The sequence below is a fragment of the Pseudomonas frigoris genome (assembly GCF_047758635.1).
Taxonomy (GTDB): Bacteria; Pseudomonadota; Gammaproteobacteria; order Pseudomonadales; family Pseudomonadaceae; genus Aquipseudomonas; species Aquipseudomonas frigoris.
On the sequence record NZ_CP180479.1, the window covers coordinates 2881111 to 2897247 of the forward strand.

At 57.9% G+C, this 16137-nt stretch carries 16 protein-coding genes; 9 read left to right on the forward strand and 7 right to left on the reverse strand.

Features of this window, described 5'->3' with window-relative positions; genetic code table 11:
* Positions 1-65 precede the first annotated feature (65 nt).
* Genes ACMXYH_RS13205 through ACMXYH_RS13225 form a run of 5 tightly spaced genes read left to right on the forward strand, consistent with a single transcriptional unit; the run spans position 66 to position 5712 of the window.
* Positions 66-1454, forward strand: coding sequence for a diguanylate cyclase domain-containing protein (locus ACMXYH_RS13205; protein ID WP_134422896.1), 1389 nt, complete (start codon positions 66-68; stop codon positions 1452-1454).
* Between the two features lie 5 nt (positions 1455-1459).
* Positions 1460-2788: a glycosyltransferase family 2 protein gene (locus ACMXYH_RS13210; protein ID WP_129444973.1), complete on the forward strand. Its 1329-nt coding sequence runs from the start codon at positions 1460-1462 to the stop codon at positions 2786-2788.
* Positions 2789-2790: 2 nt separating this feature from the next.
* The gene (locus ACMXYH_RS13215) at positions 2791-3639 is read left to right on the forward strand and encodes a hypothetical protein (protein WP_129444972.1); all 849 of its coding nucleotides are present in this window, start codon (positions 2791-2793) and stop codon (positions 3637-3639) included.
* A 6-nt stretch (positions 3640-3645) separates the two neighbouring features.
* A complete protein-coding gene (locus tag ACMXYH_RS13220) occupies positions 3646-4761 on the forward strand; it encodes an HlyD family secretion protein (RefSeq protein ID WP_134422898.1) in 1116 nt (371 codons plus the stop codon).
* 3 nt (positions 4762-4764) lie between these two features.
* The gene (locus tag ACMXYH_RS13225) at positions 4765-5712 is read left to right on the forward strand and encodes an NAD-dependent epimerase/dehydratase family protein (protein ID WP_129444970.1); all 948 of its coding nucleotides are present in this window, start codon (positions 4765-4767) and stop codon (positions 5710-5712) included.
* Here ACMXYH_RS13225 and ACMXYH_RS13230 read toward each other — a convergent pair.
* Positions 5684-5944, reverse strand: coding sequence for a hypothetical protein (locus ACMXYH_RS13230; protein ID WP_046049286.1), 261 nt, complete (start codon positions 5942-5944; stop codon positions 5684-5686). The two genes, ACMXYH_RS13225 and ACMXYH_RS13230, sit on opposite strands and share 29 nt — an antisense overlap.
* Positions 5945-6380: 436 nt before the next feature.
* Between ACMXYH_RS13230 and ACMXYH_RS13235 the strand changes: the two genes are divergently transcribed.
* Together ACMXYH_RS13235 and ACMXYH_RS13240 are read left to right on the forward strand one after the other, a co-directional pair.
* The gene (locus ACMXYH_RS13235; RefSeq protein WP_415767332.1) at positions 6381-7448 is read left to right on the forward strand and encodes a hypothetical protein; all 1068 of its coding nucleotides are present in this window, start codon (positions 6381-6383) and stop codon (positions 7446-7448) included.
* A gap of 15 nt (positions 7449-7463) precedes the next feature.
* A complete protein-coding gene (locus ACMXYH_RS13240) occupies positions 7464-7817 on the forward strand; it encodes a DUF1428 domain-containing protein (protein ID WP_415767333.1) in 354 nt (117 codons plus the stop codon).
* 14 nt (positions 7818-7831) lie between these two features.
* Here the strand turns inward: ACMXYH_RS13240 and ACMXYH_RS13245 are convergent, their stop codons facing one another.
* The gene (locus tag ACMXYH_RS13245) at positions 7832-8026 is read right to left on the reverse strand and encodes a hypothetical protein (protein ID WP_129444967.1); all 195 of its coding nucleotides are present in this window, start codon (positions 8024-8026) and stop codon (positions 7832-7834) included.
* Positions 8027-8086: 60 nt separating this feature from the next.
* Here ACMXYH_RS13245 and thpR point away from each other — a divergent pair, with 60 nt between their 5' ends.
* Positions 8087-8626 carry an RNA 2',3'-cyclic phosphodiesterase gene (gene thpR, locus ACMXYH_RS13250; RefSeq protein WP_415767334.1) on the forward strand — a complete coding sequence of 180 codons (540 nt, stop codon included), beginning with the start codon at positions 8087-8089 and terminating at the stop codon, positions 8624-8626.
* A 255-nt stretch (positions 8627-8881) separates the two neighbouring features.
* On the opposite strand, the gene ACMXYH_RS13255 is transcribed toward thpR, so the two are convergent.
* The 5 genes from ACMXYH_RS13255 to ACMXYH_RS13275 form a co-directional block, all read right to left on the reverse strand.
* Complete coding sequence (locus tag ACMXYH_RS13255) at positions 8882-9979, reverse strand: polyamine ABC transporter substrate-binding protein (RefSeq protein ID WP_415767335.1); 1098 nt, start codon at positions 9977-9979, stop codon at positions 8882-8884.
* A gap of 282 nt (positions 9980-10261) precedes the next feature.
* Positions 10262-11146 (reverse strand): ABC transporter permease subunit, encoded by an 885-nt coding sequence (locus ACMXYH_RS13260; RefSeq protein ID WP_134422908.1) that lies wholly within the window; start codon positions 11144-11146, stop codon positions 10262-10264.
* Entirely contained in the window at positions 11143-12024 is an 882-nt protein-coding gene (locus tag ACMXYH_RS13265; RefSeq protein ID WP_415767692.1) for an ABC transporter permease subunit, read from the reverse strand. Before ACMXYH_RS13265 ends, ACMXYH_RS13260 begins: the two co-directional genes overlap by 4 nt.
* A gap of 29 nt (positions 12025-12053) precedes the next feature.
* On the reverse strand, positions 12054-13196 hold the full coding sequence (gene potA, locus ACMXYH_RS13270; RefSeq protein WP_149632153.1) for a polyamine ABC transporter ATP-binding protein: 1143 nt from the start codon (positions 13194-13196) through the stop codon (positions 12054-12056).
* Positions 13197-13566: 370 nt separating this feature from the next.
* Positions 13567-14328 carry a gamma-glutamyl-gamma-aminobutyrate hydrolase family protein gene (locus ACMXYH_RS13275; RefSeq protein ID WP_415767336.1) on the reverse strand — a complete coding sequence of 254 codons (762 nt, stop codon included), beginning with the start codon at positions 14326-14328 and terminating at the stop codon, positions 13567-13569.
* Between the two features lie 280 nt (positions 14329-14608).
* Between ACMXYH_RS13275 and ACMXYH_RS13280 the strand changes: the two genes are divergently transcribed.
* Positions 14609-15985 (forward strand): glutamine synthetase family protein, encoded by a 1377-nt coding sequence (locus ACMXYH_RS13280; protein WP_056745147.1) that lies wholly within the window; start codon positions 14609-14611, stop codon positions 15983-15985.
* Positions 15986-16137: the final 152 nt, after the last annotated feature.

The window sequence follows — 16137 nt, forward strand, 5'->3', positions numbered from 1 at the left end:
TGTTGCGGTGCTAGTGTTTCTAACTCGTCTTCATCGTACTTGTCTGTCTGCAGAGGCCGTGCGTCATGCCGACTCCAACTCCACGAATTGCAATACTGGGTATTAGAGCTCCAAGCTTGAATAGTCCAGAGCTTGAACACTTTGCCGATATAGCCAGCTTGTTGGCTGCCCCCGCCTTCGATGTCGTGCTGCTGGACCTGCCAGCCGCTTACGCAGGGCGGGTGCTTCGAAAGTTGCGCTCGATTCCCCCTTATCGCTACAGCCTCATTTACTGTTGCCGTGATCAGAACGGCTGGTGTGAAGCCTTGGGTGATGGTGCGTGCCCTGTCGATTCCAGCGAAATAAGAACCCTCTGGGGCGTGTGGCAAGAACGCTACAGGTTGTTCAATCAGGGTTCTGCCCCTGAGCGTTTCGAAAGTCGGGTGCTTTCGTGGTTGTGGTTGCGCGACAACGCGCACATTTATGCCCTGCGAGACCCAGAGGTGCCTCAGCATTATCGCTACCCACTGCTGGACGCCCTGGCTGATAACGAGCAGGTCAACTCGTTTGTCTGGCTCAGCTTGATGGTGCAGCAGGACTGGCTGCAAGAGGGGGTCCTGGTCGATCGCGTTCGCCTGTGTTCGGAGTGTGGCTCGGGCCGGCTCAATTACATTGATGTGTGTGCCGAATGCCAGGCCCTGGACATTTCACGGCAGCCTTCATTGCACTGCTTTACCTGTGGGCATGTGGGGCCACAGGAAAACTTTCTCAAAGACGGGGTGTTGTTGTGCCCCAACTGCTTGAACCGGTTGCGCCATATCGGCAGTGATTACGACCGTCCTATGGAAAACTATCGTTGTCGCTCATGTCAGGCGTTTTTTGTCGATGCCGACGTGCAGGCGCGCTGCCTGGACTGCGGCCTGTCACACACGCCTGACAAGTTGCGAGTACGCGAGGTCAGGGATTTTCGCCTGGCCGAGGCCGGCCGTTTCCGCTGCCGCCAGGAGTTCAGTGATCAAACGGTCCATCACTTCGGTCGACTCAATCTGTTAGGCGGCAAGGATTTCTATGACCTGCTGACCTGGCAGATGCAGGTCGTACGCCGCTACCAGACGCCTGCCTTCTCACTGCTCGGTCTGCGCTTCGTCAACCTGGCCGGTACGTTGACTCGCCTGGGTGAACATCACGGTCATGCCTTCATCGATAGCGTGGCCGAGCGTTTGAAAGAAACCGTCAGGGACACGGACCGCTGCTCTCGAAGTACCGAAGAGTACTTCTGGATCATGCTTCCGCATACCGATGACAAGGGCCTGGAAACCGTCAAACAACGCTTGAGCCGGGTCGCCGAGTTGTTTTCAGCACCGGAGGTCAGCGACATTTCCTTGCGTGTCGTCAGCATCACGGCGCCCCAGGATCTGCTCGAACAGGAAGATGGCGAACTACTACTGGCCCGTCTGGCCAGTGAGTTGGCGTGACCGCCATGAGTCCTTTCCTGGAGCAACTCCTCAGCGCACTCGGCGGGCTCATGGGGCCGGATGGTTTGAGCCGGGTGTTTTTCATGCTTTTCCCTTTGTTTCTGATCTTTGAGTTACCCCTGATGATCATGGTGATGCTGGGGGTATTGCGCTGGTTCGCACGTCGGCGTACCCGTGTACCGAAGATCAGTGTCTATCGGCCCAAGGTCTCTTGCATCATTACCTGCTACAGCGAAGGGATGGACGTTCAGACCACGCTGTTAAGCCTGTGCGAGCAGACGTACCCCGGCCACATCGAGATGATTCCGGTGGTGGACGGGGCCACGATGAACCAGCCGACGCTCAGCGCCGTGCGCAGTTTCAACGTGGATCCGCAGTTGTACCCCAGACGCCATTTGCGCCCGATCGCCAAATGGCAGAGGGGCGGGCGGGTGTCGTCATTGAACGCCGGCCTGTCGCTTGCCAGCGGTGAAATCGTGATGGCGCTCGATGGTGACACGTCCTTCGACAACAACATGGTCAGCTCCATCGTGCGCCATTTCGAGGACCCGTCGGTGCCAGCGGTCGCGGGTAGCCTGCGAGTGCGCAATGTGTGGGCTTCGTGGGTGACCGCGATGCAGGCGCTGGAATACCTGTTATCCATCCACATGTCGAAAATCGGTCTGGCCGAATGGAACCTGGTCAATAACGTTTCGGGGGCCTTCGGGGCATTCCGCCGCAGCTTCCTGGTGAAAATCGGAGGCTGGAACACGCACACCGCGGAGGATCTGGACCTGACGTTGCGCATCAAAAGTTACTTCAAGCGACACGACTTGAGGATTCCCTTTGAGCCGGAAGCGATTGGACACACCGATGCACCGTCGACGCTCAGTCAGTTTCTGATGCAGCGCTTGCGCTGGGATGGCGACCTGTTTTTTCTGTACATCAGAAAACACAACCACAACATCAACCCCAGCTTGTTGGGCTGGCCGACCTTTCTGATGATCCTGCTCAGCGGCTTCTTTTTTCAGCTGGTGCTGCCGTTTCTCATCTTCAGCTACACGTTGCTGGCGCTGTTTGTTCTGCCGGGCAAGACGCTGTTGTTTCTGTTTGTACTGATCTATGCGCTGTACCTGACGATCACCGCGATGTTATTCGCCGCCATGTTGTTGATGGTGTCCGACCGACCTGCAAAGGACATGGTCCTGGGGTTGTTGGTGCCTTTCTTCCCGCTGTTCATGCTACTCCTGCGGTGCTGGAGCGCAGTGGCCATGCTCAACGAGATCTTTCGCCGGGGCCACGAAGAAAGCTCGATGGCGCCGTGGTGGGTGCTTAAACGAGCCACGAGGTTTTGATTATGCGATCGATACTTCTGCTTCTGACGCTGTCGTTGCCGCCGATGATACTGGCCGCACAAACTCTGCCGGCTCAGGCAGCGGTGGCGCCGTCGAGCCAATGGTCCCAGGCCAGTTATGTCTGGGACAGCGAAGCGTTGCTCGATCCCGATCAACGCAAGGCGGAGCTCGAGCAACTGCGTAAAGCCGGGATGGACAAGATCTACCTTGGCCTCAAGTCCGCCCAGTTGAAAGACTTTGCCAAGACGCGCCAACGGTTGGAACAATTGCTGCAGGACGCGGCCGGCAAGGGGGTGCAAGTCAGTCTGTTGCTCGGCGATCCGGCCTGGATCGAGCCGCAGGAACGCCATCAGCTCACCGATTTACTGGCGAAGCTGAAGGGGCTTTCATTCACCAGCCTGCACCTGGACCTGGAACTCGAACAACTGGGCGTGCCGGTCCCGGATCAGCGCTTGAAGGACTTGCTCGATACCTTGCGCGCAGCCTCCGCAGCCAGCCCATGGCCGGTAGAAATCTCCAGCCATCATCGTTGGTTTGCAGAGGCAAAACCCGGAAAAACCTGTCTGCCGTGCGCGCTTCCCGAGGCGGGCGTGCGTCAGGTCAGCCTGATGATCTATACCCGCAACCCGAAAAACAGCGCACGAATGGCAGAGCAGATCGCCCAACGTTGGCCTGATCTGCAGTTTCGCCTGGCGCAAAGCACGGAGCCGCAACTGGATTCCACAGAATCCTGGGCCGGCGCGTCGACTGAGCAGTTGCAGCACCAGACCAATGTCTGGCGCGAACAGCTGCAACCACGGGGAATTGCCGGCATTGACTGGCAAGCCTGGCGAGACTTTCCAAAACGGTGAGCCGTCATGAAGATTCGATTCGACAGTCGCAAAGAACTGAACCCCACCCAGGAACAGGGTTTGACGGTGCTGTACGCACCGGGCAAACGCATGGCGTTTCGCGTGCGTTGGTATTTGATCCTGTTCCTGGTCGCGAGTCCCTTGATCTGGCTGGGAGCGCGGCTGACTTACGGCCTGGTGATGATCGACGCGCCGGCGCAATTGCGCCTGCCGATTCTTGAGGTACGCGCACGGGATGCCGGTCGGGTCGATCAGCTGTTCGTCATGGCCGGGGAGCAGGTCCAGATCGATCAGCCGTTGGTCAGTCTCGACAATCCCGAATGGCGTGCGCGGCTATTGCAGCTCGCTGCGATGCCGACGAAGACGGTGCCCACCAACAACACCAAACTGGACACCAGGGAGCGTCAGTTGCTCAGGACCCGAGTGAGCAGGACGGAGGAGCGCGTGCAGGTGCTTGAGGACCTCGTTGTATCAGGCGCAGTCTCTCGTGGAGAAGTGCTGGCCGCCCAGTCCGAACTCGACGCTTTTAAAGCCGACCTGTTGGCGTTCGAGCGCCGCGAACAACTGGCTCGTCAGTCGCCGCTGAGCGTTGAGCGCGAAATTATTCAACAGACCGCCGAGCAACAGTGGTTGAAAACGCGACTCGCCGCGTTGTCGGTCAAGGCTACCCAGAGCGGTCGAATTGCGGAGGTGTTGGTCACGCCCGGCGAAAACGTCGGCGCCGGAACGTTGTTGATGCGCCTTGAGCGGCTGGAAGAGCCCCTGCTGTGGATTTATCTGGAACCGCTGAACATCAGCTACGCCGCGATTGGCCAGCCGCTGCGCGTTCGCATGCCCGATGGCGAGTGGTTGGCAGCCCATGTTGTTCAGGCCGTCGACAGCGCCGGTCGCACGCCGACGGTGTTGCGTGGGCCGTTCGCTGCCAGCGAGATGGGTTTGCAGGTCGCCGCCCGGTTTGATCGCCCCCTGTCGCCGCGCTGGAGAATCGATCAACTGCCGTTGAATGTTCGTTTTCCGACCGACTGGCAACAAATGCTCAGTAACAGCCGTGAATTCATCGAGCAATTAGGCGACTTCATTGCAATGGATCGAACACCCACCACTGCGCCGGGGAGTAAATAAATCATGACTGCTGATCGAATTCTTGTGACGGGCGGTGCCGGTTTTATCGGTTCGCACCTGGTCGAAGCACTGCTTGAAAGCGGTTATAGCGTTCGGGTTCTGGACGATCTTTCCAGTGGGAAACTGTCGAACCTGCCGATTGATCGCTGCCATTTGACCCTGGTGGTGGGGGATGTCGCCGACGCGCCGACGGTGGAGCGGGCGATGAAAGACTGCAGCGCGGTGGTGCATCTGGCGGCGGTGGCCTCGGTGCAGGCGTCGGTCGATGACCCGATCGCGACTCACCAAAGCAACTTCATCGGTACGCTGAATATCTGCGAAGCCATGCGCGAGGCTGGCGTTAGACGGGTGGTTTACGCGTCCAGTGCGGCGATCTATGGCAACAATGGCGAGGGCATGGCAATTACCGAGGACACGCCCAAGAATCCGCTGACCCCGTATGCCGCCGACAAGCTGGCCAGCGAACATTTCCTCGATTTCTACCGACGCCAACACGGTCTCGAACCGGTCATTCTGCGGTTCTTCAATATTTACGGACCCCGTCAGGACCCTTCATCGCCTTATTCCGGTGTCATCAGCATTTTCAGCGAGAGGGCGCAAAAAAAACTCCCCATCACGGTTTACGGTGATGGGGAGCAAACAAGGGATTTTGTATACGTCGATGACCTCGTAAAGGTCCTGGTACAGGCGGTCGGTGAGTCAGAGCCGATTATCGAACCGGTCAATGTCGGGTTTAACCGATCCACTAGCGTTAACGAATTGGCGGCGACGTTAAGCGAGCTTTTGGGACGGTCCCTGACATTGAATTACGACGCGCCACGTTCCGGGGATATCAAACATTCGCGAGCGGACAACAGTCGCCTGCTTGAGCGTTTTTCCTTGAAATCACCGACCTGTTTTGCCGAGGGCCTAGGGCAGCTGCTCAGAAGTATTGATTCCGGGGGGCGGTAGCGGCGAGCTCAGTCGCCAGCAGGTGCTCCTCCAGCACATCGCTCAAGAATCGGAACTGATCATTTAGCCCAATCACTTCATTGTTGAAGTGATTGGCGGCGGACGGCATCAGTAACGCCTCGAAGTTTTTGTCGAACACCAGTTCGAACGTTTTGCGCGAAACGAAGGACTGGGAATAGTAGTTATTGCCGAACACCGCAAAGCTTACAGCCAGGGTCACGGAGTGAATCATGACGTGTGCTCCTCGGACAGGACGTACCAGCAAAAAACGCTCAGGGTGACGGCCGTCAGGGCCAGGCAGGTCAGGAGATGGATAATCATGATTCGCCCCTCCGATGCGGGGTTTTGCGTTGGGTTAAGGCTGATCCTACGCTGACGGTTTTTACGCGGAAGGCATTCGTGGCGATGGTGAATATCGACATAAGTGATGGTGAGATCTTCGCCGTCTGATCCGGCCCCTTCGCGAGCAAGCCCGCTCCCACATTTGGCCCGCGGCGCTCACAAATACTGTGTCCACTGAAGATCAAATGTGGGAGCGGGCTTGCTCGCGAAGAGGCCCTTAAGAACACCCTCAACCCCAAGCGAACAAACACCGACACCTATACTCAAATTAATAGACCTTTGAACACCGGACATCCCGTTCGGGCAAGTCTGTAGGAACCGCGATCTTGAACCTGCGTTCGCTGATCGTCGCCGTGTTGGTGGTGTTGGCGGGATGCGTCACGACTGAGCGTGCCCCGGTGGAAGTGGTGCCGGTGATCATTTCCCAAAGCACCTGGCAGATGGTGGACCAGGAGATTGTTTCGGCGTCGCAATCGGCCACCGAGCAGACCAGAATCTACGCGCGCGGTGCCATGGATTACTGGCGAACGCGGGTCTATCAACTGACCGAAGAGAACTTCATTCCCTGGTTCAGCAGTTACTGGACCCAGGAATGGCTGTCGATGAAAGTCAGCTGGTACACCCTCAGCGCCAAGGGCGAGCAGGATGCCTCGGCCAAGCGCCTGGCGGCCTATCTGCTGGAGCAATACCAAGAGCGTGTGCTGGCGCCGGTCGCAGTGGAGATCGATCCCGATGCCATTCTTGGCCTGGCAACGGCGTTCTACGTGGACATTCTTCAGGAAGAACTGCAGAAAATCTCCCAGCGTCACGGCGTGCCGATGGCCCAGCTCAATGGCCGAATCCAGAAAATCCCGGCGATCGCTCTCGGGCCGCCGCCGGCCCGGGACGCTTCGCTGTATCAAGTGGTGCACACCCAGCCGCTGAATACCTTGCCGGCCTACGCGGCGCTGATCGAGAAGATCCACAAGGCGGGCGGTGACAAGGGGGTGGCTTCGACAGACACCGCCATGGCGCCGGTGGCCAAGCGCGCCAGTAAACGGATGGAAGCCGAAATGGTCCCGCGAGGTGCGGCCAGTGCTGTGGCCGCTGCAGCGGGCAAATTGGCCGGGGGCTTGATTTCTGTGGGTGTGGCGGGGATCCGCGCGATTATCCAGGCCAATGATCGGCCTGACAGCGAGGCACTGATTCGCAGCAGTCTGGGTAACACGTTCGACAAGGCCTGGCTGAAACTGGTGCAAAACCCGACCACCGGCGTGATGGCCGGTACGTTGTACATGGCGGCGCAGATCGAGGGCAATCTGGCGGGGAGCGCCGAAGTACCGTCGGTCAGTTCGGGCAGCGGAACTGTCGATTGGGGGCCGACGGAATCGACTAACCAGCAGATCGCCCCATAACCAAGGAGAACGACCATGTCCTACGTTGATGGCTTCATCGCTGCCGTACCTACCGCCAACCGCGAAAAATTCAAGAAGCACGCCGAAACCGCCGCTGTCATTTTCAAGGAAAGCGGCGCCCTCAGCGTTGCCGAATGCTGGGGCGACGACGTCCCTGACGGTAAAGTGACCTCGTTTCCGATGGCGGTAAAACTCAAGGAAGAGGAAACCGTGGTGTTCTCCTGGATCATCTGGCCAGACAAGGTCACCCGCGATGCAGGCATGGAAAAACTCATGACCGATCCGCGCATGCAGCAGGACGTCAACCCGATGCCGTTCGATGGCCAGAGGCTGATCTTTGGCGGGTTCGAAATGATCGTAAAAGCCTGAAACCAACGACAGGATCACTCCGGTGTCGGGGTGATCCTGCAACTCTTGCGATTACGAATCTCGCTGTCCGTCGGCCGCTCTTTGACGAACTCGAAGCGCGGCTCACCTTCGTTGTAATGAACCAGCCAGCCCCATTCCAGCTCGGACTCATCCTGACCAGGTTTCGGTGGCACGGCCCACCATGGTTCCTTGCTGATGATCTCGCGCATGGCCCCCTCCAGTTGAATCGTTTGCATGAACTATAACTTGGATGTCAGGAGGTGCCAGATATGAGCGACGAATCCCATGAACCGTTAAAACGACTGTTTTTTGCCCTGAACTGCACACCCGAGCAACGTCGGGCCATTGCCCAATGGCGCAGCGCACTTGAGCTCAGGAGCGGACGCCCGGTGCCGGTGGAAAACTTTCATCTGACGTTGATGTTTTTGGGCGCTGTCGAGGTGGCGAAAATCGCCGATATCTGCACAGCCGCTGCCAATATTCGAACGCCGGGTGTGCCTTTGAGGGTTGCGCTTGATCGGCTGGATGTCTGGCGCAGGGCAGGGGTGTTGGTGCTCGCTCCGGAGCAGGCATCACCGGAGTTGCTGCGGCTGGTGTATGCGCTTGAGCAGGCAATGCTGCCGTTGGGGTTTGAGGATTCGCCGAAGGAGTTTCGGCCGCATCTGACGCTGATGGGTGATTACCGAGTGCCGGTGCCTGAGTCCGCAACGCCGCCCGAGTTCTATCTGCGGGCCGATCACTTCACCTTGTTCGAATCCCATAAGGGCCGCTACCGAGCGCTGGCCGAATGGCCGCTCGTTCCATCATAAAAAAAAGGCGCCCGAGCAGGGCGCCCAAATTCACCTTAACCGAGGAAGCCAGGTGAGGCCGTTCTACAGATAGGAGTGCAGCGGTGGTAAGGCGCTGCGTGAACGGAAAACAGAATTCAGGGTGTCCACAACCCTCTGTAGGAGCTGTCGAGTGCAACGAGGCTGCGATCTTTTGATCTTGATCCGGAAAAAACAAGATCAAAAGATCGCAGCCTCGTTGCACTCGACAGCTCCTACAGAAGCGGATTTTCGTGGTTATTTACCGAGCTTCACCCGCGTCCAGCCGCGGGTCATCACCCGCTGAACGCCAATCGGCATATCCGGAATCGCATACAGCGTCGCCATCACAGCCTGCGACGGATACGACCCCGGATCATCCCGAATCGCTTCATCCACCAAAGGCGTGGCCGCCGCGTTGGCGTTGCTGTAGCCGATGTTGTTGGTGATCTCGGCGATGATGTCCGGGCGCATCAGGAAGTTCATGAACAGGTAGGCGTTTTCCACGTTCGTCGCGTCCCGGGGGATTGCGACCATGTCGTAGAAACTGCCCGCGCCTTCCTTGGGAATGCTGTAATCGACCTTCACCTTATCGCCAGCTTCTTGGGCGCGCGCCTTGGCTTGCAGTACATCACCGGAGTAACCGACCGCCACGCAGATGTTGCCGTTGGCCAGGTCCGAGATGTATTTCGAGGAATGGAAGTACGCCACCGAAGGACGAATCTTCATGAACAGCGCTTCAGCTTCGGCAATCTGCTCCTTGTTCTGCGAGTTCACCGGGTAACCCAGATAGTGCAGGGCGGCCGGGAGCATCTCGGTCGGCGAATCAAGGAAACTGATGCCGCACGCTTTCAGCTTCGCGGCGTTTTCCGGTTTGAACAGTAAGTCCCAGGAGTTGGTCGGCGCATTGCTGCCGAGCACTTCCTTGACCTTGTCCGGGTTGAAGCCGATGCCGATGGAGCCCCACATGTACGGGAAGGCGTGGCCGTTATCCGGGTCGCTGGCGGAAGCATTTTTCAGCAGGACCGGGTTGAGGTTTTTCCAGTTCGGCAGCTTCGACTTATCCAGTTCCTGATAGACGCCAGCCTTGATCTGCTTGGCCAGGAAACTGTTGGACGGCACGACGATGTCGTAGCCGGATTTACCGGCGAGCAGCCGTGCCTCAAGGGTTTCATTGCTGTCGAACACATCGTAGGTCACGCGGATGCCGGTCTCGTCTTCGAACTTCTTGACGGTGTCCGGGGCGATGTAATCCGACCAGTTGTAGACGCGCAGTACCTTGTCATTGGCCTGGGCGCCGGTAGCCATTGCGCCCAATAAGGACAGTGTCAGCAGAGTCCTGCCAAACATTTTCATCGGTACAACTCCATTTCTCTTTTTATTCAAAATCACACAGCAAAAATGCAGTGAACACACAACCCTGTAGTAAGGGGATTTACCTGTAGTGAGGGGATTTATTTGTGGTGAGGGGATTTATCCCCGTTCGGCTGCGAAGCAGTCGTAAAACCATCACACGCGGTGTGCCTGATACACCTTGGTTGCAGGTTTTGGGGTCGCTTCGCGACCCAACGGGGCGGTGCGACGTTTCGATAAATCCCCTCGCCACAGAATCTCCCTCGCCACAGTTAACTCAACAGCCTAGGCCGTCGCTTCTACCATTTGCTTTTTAGGTTGCTGCCAGGACTCGCTGGCGGTCTGGTCCATGGCTTCCTGGATCGCACGTTTACGGGTCGCTTCGGCGCGGCGGCTGAAGAACCAGACCATGAAGGTCACGATCGATACGGCGAGCAGAATCAGGCTGGCCACGGCATTGATCTCAGGCTTCACGCCCAGACGCACCGCCGAGAACACTTCCATCGGCAGGGTGGTGGAACCCGGGCCGGACACGAAGCTCGCCAGTACCAGGTCATCCAGCGACAGGGCAAATGACATCATGCCGCCGGCCGCCAGTGACGGCGCGATCATCGGAATGGTGATCAGGAAAAACACCTTGAACGGCTTCGCCCCGAGGTCCATGGCCGCTTCTTCGATGGACAGGTCCAGCTCACGCAAGCGCGCCGAAACCACCACCGCCACATACGCCGCACAGAACGTGGTATGGGCGATCCAGATGGTGACGATGCCACGTTCCTGCGGCCAACCGATCAACTGCGCCATGGCCACGAACAGCAGCAACAGCGACAGACCGGTGATCACTTCCGGCATCACCAGCGGTGCCGTCACCAGCCCGCCGAACAACGTGCGGCCCTTGAAGCGAGTGACGCGAGTCAGCACAAACGCCGCCAACGTCCCCAGCGCCACCGCAGCAATCGCGGTGTAGCAGGCGATTTCCAACGAGCGCACCACCGAGCCCATCAGTTGCGAGTTATCGAGCAGGCCCGCGTACCACTTGAACGACCAGCCGCCCCATACGGTTACCAGTTTCGAGGCGTTGAACGAGTAGATCACCAGAATCAACATCGGCAGGTAGATAAACGACAGGCCGAAAATCAGCATGAACTTTGCAAATCCGAAGCGTTTCATCCCCGTGCCTCCATCTCTTTGGCCTGGCTGCGGTTGAACAGCAGAATCGGCACAATCAGGATCAACAGCATCACCACTGCCAGAGCAGACGCCACCGGCCAGTCGCGGTTATTGAAGAACTCTTGCCACAGCACGCGACCGATCATCAGGGTCTCCGGACCGCCCAACAGCTCCGGAATCACGAACTCACCGACCACCGGAATGAACACCAGCATGCAGCCGGCGATGATGCCGTTCTTGGCCAGCGGCACGGTGATTTTCCAGAAGTTGTTGAAGTTGCTCGAACCCAGGTCCGACCCCGCTTCCAGCAGGCTTTGATCGTGCTTGACCAGGTTGGCGTACAGCGGCAACACCATGAATGGCAGATACGCATACACCACGCCGATATACACGGCCGTGTTGGTGTTGAGGATCTCGATCGGGTGGTCGGTCAGTCCAGTCCACATCAGGAATGCGTTGAGCAAACCGTTGTTGCTGAGGATGCCCATCCACGCATAAACGCGGATCAGGATCGCCGTCCAGGTCGGCATCATGATCAACAGCAGCAGAACGTTTTGCGTTTCCTTGCTCGCTTTGGTGATCGCGTAGGCCATCGGGAAACCGATCACCAGGCACATCAGCGTGCTTAAAAACGCGACCTTCAACGAGCCGAAGTAGGCCGAGATGTACAACTCATCTTCGGTCAGCAGCGAGTAGTTGCCGATGTTCAGCAGCAGCTGAAATTTCTGCTCGGCGAAGGTGTAGATTTCTGAGTAAGGAGGAATGGCCAGGGCCGCTTCCGAGAAGCTGATCTTCATCACCAGGAAGAACGGCAGCATGAAGAACAGGAACAGCCACAGGAAAGGAATCCCGATGACGAGCTTTCGACCACTCGGCATCAGCCGCATAAACTGCTGATTGAGTGTTTTCATGAGCGCAGTACCACGCCGCTGTCGTCTTCCCACCACACGTAGACTTTATCGTCCCAGGTCGGACGTGAACCACGGCGTTCGGCGTTGGCCATGAACGACTGCACAACCTTGCCGCCAGGCAGCTCCACGTAAAACACCGAGTGGCCGCCGAGGTAGGCGATGTCATGCACCTTGCCGCTGGACCAGTTGTAACGGGTATCGGGTTTGGTGGTGCTGACCAGCAGTTTTTCCGGGCGAATGGCGTAGGTGATTGACTTGTCCTGCACCGAGGTGCTGACGCCGTGACCGACGTAAATCTTCTGCTCCAGGTCCGGGCTGTGAATGATCGCGTGACCTTCAAGGTCTTCCACAACCGTACCGTCGAAGGCGTTCACGTTGCCGATGAACTCGCAGACCATGCGGCTGACCGGCGCTTCATAAATGTCCACCGGGCTGCCGATCTGCGCGATCCAGCCGAGGTGCATGATCGCGATGCGTTGGGCCATGGTCATGGCCTCTTCCTGGTCGTGGGTTACCATCACGCAGGTCACGCCGACCCGCTCGATGATCTCCACCAACTCCAGTTGCATCTGCGAACGCAGCTTTTTATCCAGCGCGCCCATCGGTTCGTCGAGCAGCAACAGCTTCGGACGCTTGGCCAGGGAGCGGGCGAGGGCCACACGCTGACGCTGACCACCAGACAACTGATGGGGTTTGCGTTTGGCGTATTGGGTCATGTGCACCAGTCGCAGCATCTCTTCAACGCGGGCGTCGATTTCGCTGGTGGACAGACGATCCTGCTTCAGCCCGAACGCAATGTTCTGTGCCACCGTCATGTGCGGGAACAGCGCGTAGGACTGGAACATCATGTTGATCGGCCGTTCGTACGGCGGCATGTCGGTGATGTCGACACCGTCGAGCAAAATCCGCCCTTCGGTCGGGCGCTCGAAACCTGCGAGCATGCGCAGCAGGGTCGATTTACCCGAACCGGAACCGCCGAGCAGGGCGAAGATTTCCCCTTGATGAATCTCAAGCGAGACATCGTCCACCGCGGTGGTTTCGTCGAATTTCTTGGTGACGCGGTCGATTTTCACCAGCACCTTTTTCGGTGACTGGTGACCTTCAAGAGCCTTCCTGTAGATGCTGGAGGCGTTTGCCATGTGAAACTCCCAACAGGTTTCAGTCGTCGGGCCAACGCGGCCTGACTTAATAGTTGATTACAAGCCCGAACTGTACGACGCCAGTCAATTCAACGGTGATCCCCTGTGGGAGCGGGCTTGCTCGCGAAAGCGGTGTATCAGGCAGCATCAATGTCGACTGACACTCCCTCTTCGCGAGCAAGCCCGCTCCCACCCTGGAATTGCGTTTGGCTCACTGGCATCGCCCGGCCTGGGCTTATTCGGCGCCGCCGTCCTGGCTGCCTGGTAGTACTTGTTGTTATTGCAGTGTGTTGTTTTCGCGAGTCACGGATGCGCAAAGGCACACCCGCCAGCCTCACGGGGGCAGTAAATTGATTAATCGAGTGTTAAGTCAGCGCTTGTTACGTAGCACCGCCCGTCGCCGGCACGCGTCGCCAAACGCCTGGAAAATACTCAAATAAGGAGGGTTCGACAGAACCTGCCATTCCGGGTGCCACTGCACACCGACGGCGAAGGTCGGGCTGTGTTCAACCGAAATCGCCTCGATCAAGTCGTCCGGCGCAATTGCTTCGGCGCGCAGTCCGGGAGCCAGTCGGTCGATGCCCTGACTGTGAATCGAATTGACCTGGAACACTTGCGGCAAATCCAGCGCCTCGAACACACCGCCCGGTTGCACGTTGACCGCATGCGCCGGTGCGTATTGCACCGCCAGGTCCGGATGATTCGCTTCCCGGTGATCCAGCATGCCGGGGAGTTCGTGGACCTTCTGATGCAGGCTGCCACCGAACGCCACGTTCATTTCCTGAAAGCCCCGGCAGATGCCGAGCACCGGAACGCCCGCCGCAATGGCCGCACGCAATAAGGGGAGGGTGGTGGCGTCCCGTTGCGGATCGTGATCCGTGCCGGGGGCGCTGTCGGGGCCTTGATAGTGGAAAGGTTCCACATTCGAGGGTGAGCCGGTCAGCAGCAGACCGTCGAGCTGCGCGAGCAGGTCATCGATTTCGGTCAGATCGCCTAAGGAAGGAATGACGACCGGCAGCCCCAAAGCCGCGATGCTGACAGCACGCAAGTACTTATCGCCGCTGACATGGTAGGGGTGCAGGCCAATCTGTTTGACGCACGCTGTAACGCCGATCAATGGCTTGAATGCCATTTTTATCACCTCGAAGTTTCACACTTGAACGAGCTTTTCCGGAGCTTAGCCTTGTTGATTTTAATTAACAACTCTCATGTAAAAAATTCTAAACGCCGCACGTCCGATCTTCAGGATTTACACGGTGCGCAGGACTGATCTGGCACTCTCGTGCCCAAGAAAGGCCCGAAAATAAAGGTTGAGAGGCCAGGTGTTCGCTATTGACTTCACTTTGCCGTTCGGGTTGACTGGGCTCGCAACAAGGTAGTGAACATAATAATTAACAGCTAATAGGTGCATCATGTCGGTCCCTCTGCGTACCGTTCAACTCAACGAAGCAAACGCATTCCTTAAGAAATATCCTGAGGTTTTGTACGTCGACCTTCTGATTGCGGATATGAACGGTGTGGTGCGCGGCAAGCGCATCGAGCGCACCAGTCTTCATAAGGTTTACGAAAAAGGCATTAACCTCCCGGCGTCACTGTTTGCTCTGGACATCAATGGTTCTACGGTGGAAAGCACCGGCCTGGGTCTGGACATCGGCGACTCAGACCGAATCTGCTTCCCCATCCCGGATACGCTCAGCATCGAGCCTTGGCAGAAGCGCCCGACCGCGCAACTGTTAATGACCATGCACGAACTCGAAGGCCAGCCGTTCTTCGCTGACCCTCGCGAAGTGCTGCGTCAGGTCGTGAGCAAGTTCGATGCAATGGGCCTGACCATCTGCGCCGCGTTCGAACTCGAGTTCTATCTGATCGACCAGGACAACGTGAACGGTCGTCCGCAATCGCCACGCTCGCCGGTGTCGGGCAAACGTCCGATGTCGACTCAGGTGTATTTGATCGACGATCTGGACGAATACGTCGATTGCCTGCAAGACATCCTCGAAGGCGCGAAAGAGCAGGGCATCCCTGCTGACGCCATCGTCAAGGAAAGCGCCCCGGCGCAGTTCGAAGTGAACCTGCATCACGTCAATGACCCGATCAAGGCCTGCGACTACGCGGTGTTGCTCAAGCGTCTGGTGAAGAACATCGCCTACGACCACGAGATGGACACCACGTTTATGGCCAAGCCGTATCCGGGCCAGGCGGGCAACGGTTTGCACGTGCACATTTCGATTCTCGACAAAGAAGGCAACAACATCTTTGCCAGCGAGGATCCCGAGCAGAACGCCGCGCTGCGACACGCGATCGGCGGTGTGCTCGAGACCCTGCCGGCGCAGATGGCGTTCCTCTGCCCGAACGTCAACTCGTACCGTCGTTTCGGCGCGCAGTTTTATGTACCGAACTCGCCGAGCTGGGGCATCGACAACCGTACCGTTGCGGTACGTGTGCCGACCGGTTCGCCGGACTCCGTGCGCATCGAGCATCGTGTAGCCGGCGCCGACGCTAACCCGTACTTGCTGATGGCGTCGGTACTGGCCGGTATTCACCACGGCCTGACCAACGAAATCGAGCCGGGCGCACCGGTCGAAGGCAACAGCTACGAGCAGAACGAGCAGAGCCTGCCGAACAACCTGCGCGATGCACTGCGCGAACTGGACGACAGCGAAGTCATGGCCCGTTACATCGACCCGATGTACATCGACGTGTTCGTGGCGTGCAAGGAAAGCGAGCTGGCCGAGTTCGAGAACTCCATCTCGGACCTTGAGTACAACTGGTACTTGCACACGGTTTGATGAGCCAAGTGGTGTACGCATTCTCTGCAGACACCAACAATCAAATGTGGGAGCGGGCTTGCTCGCGAAAGCGGTGGATCAGTCAACACTGATGTCGCCTGACACACCGCCTTCGCGAGCAAGCCCGCTCCCACAGGGGATTGCATTGCAAG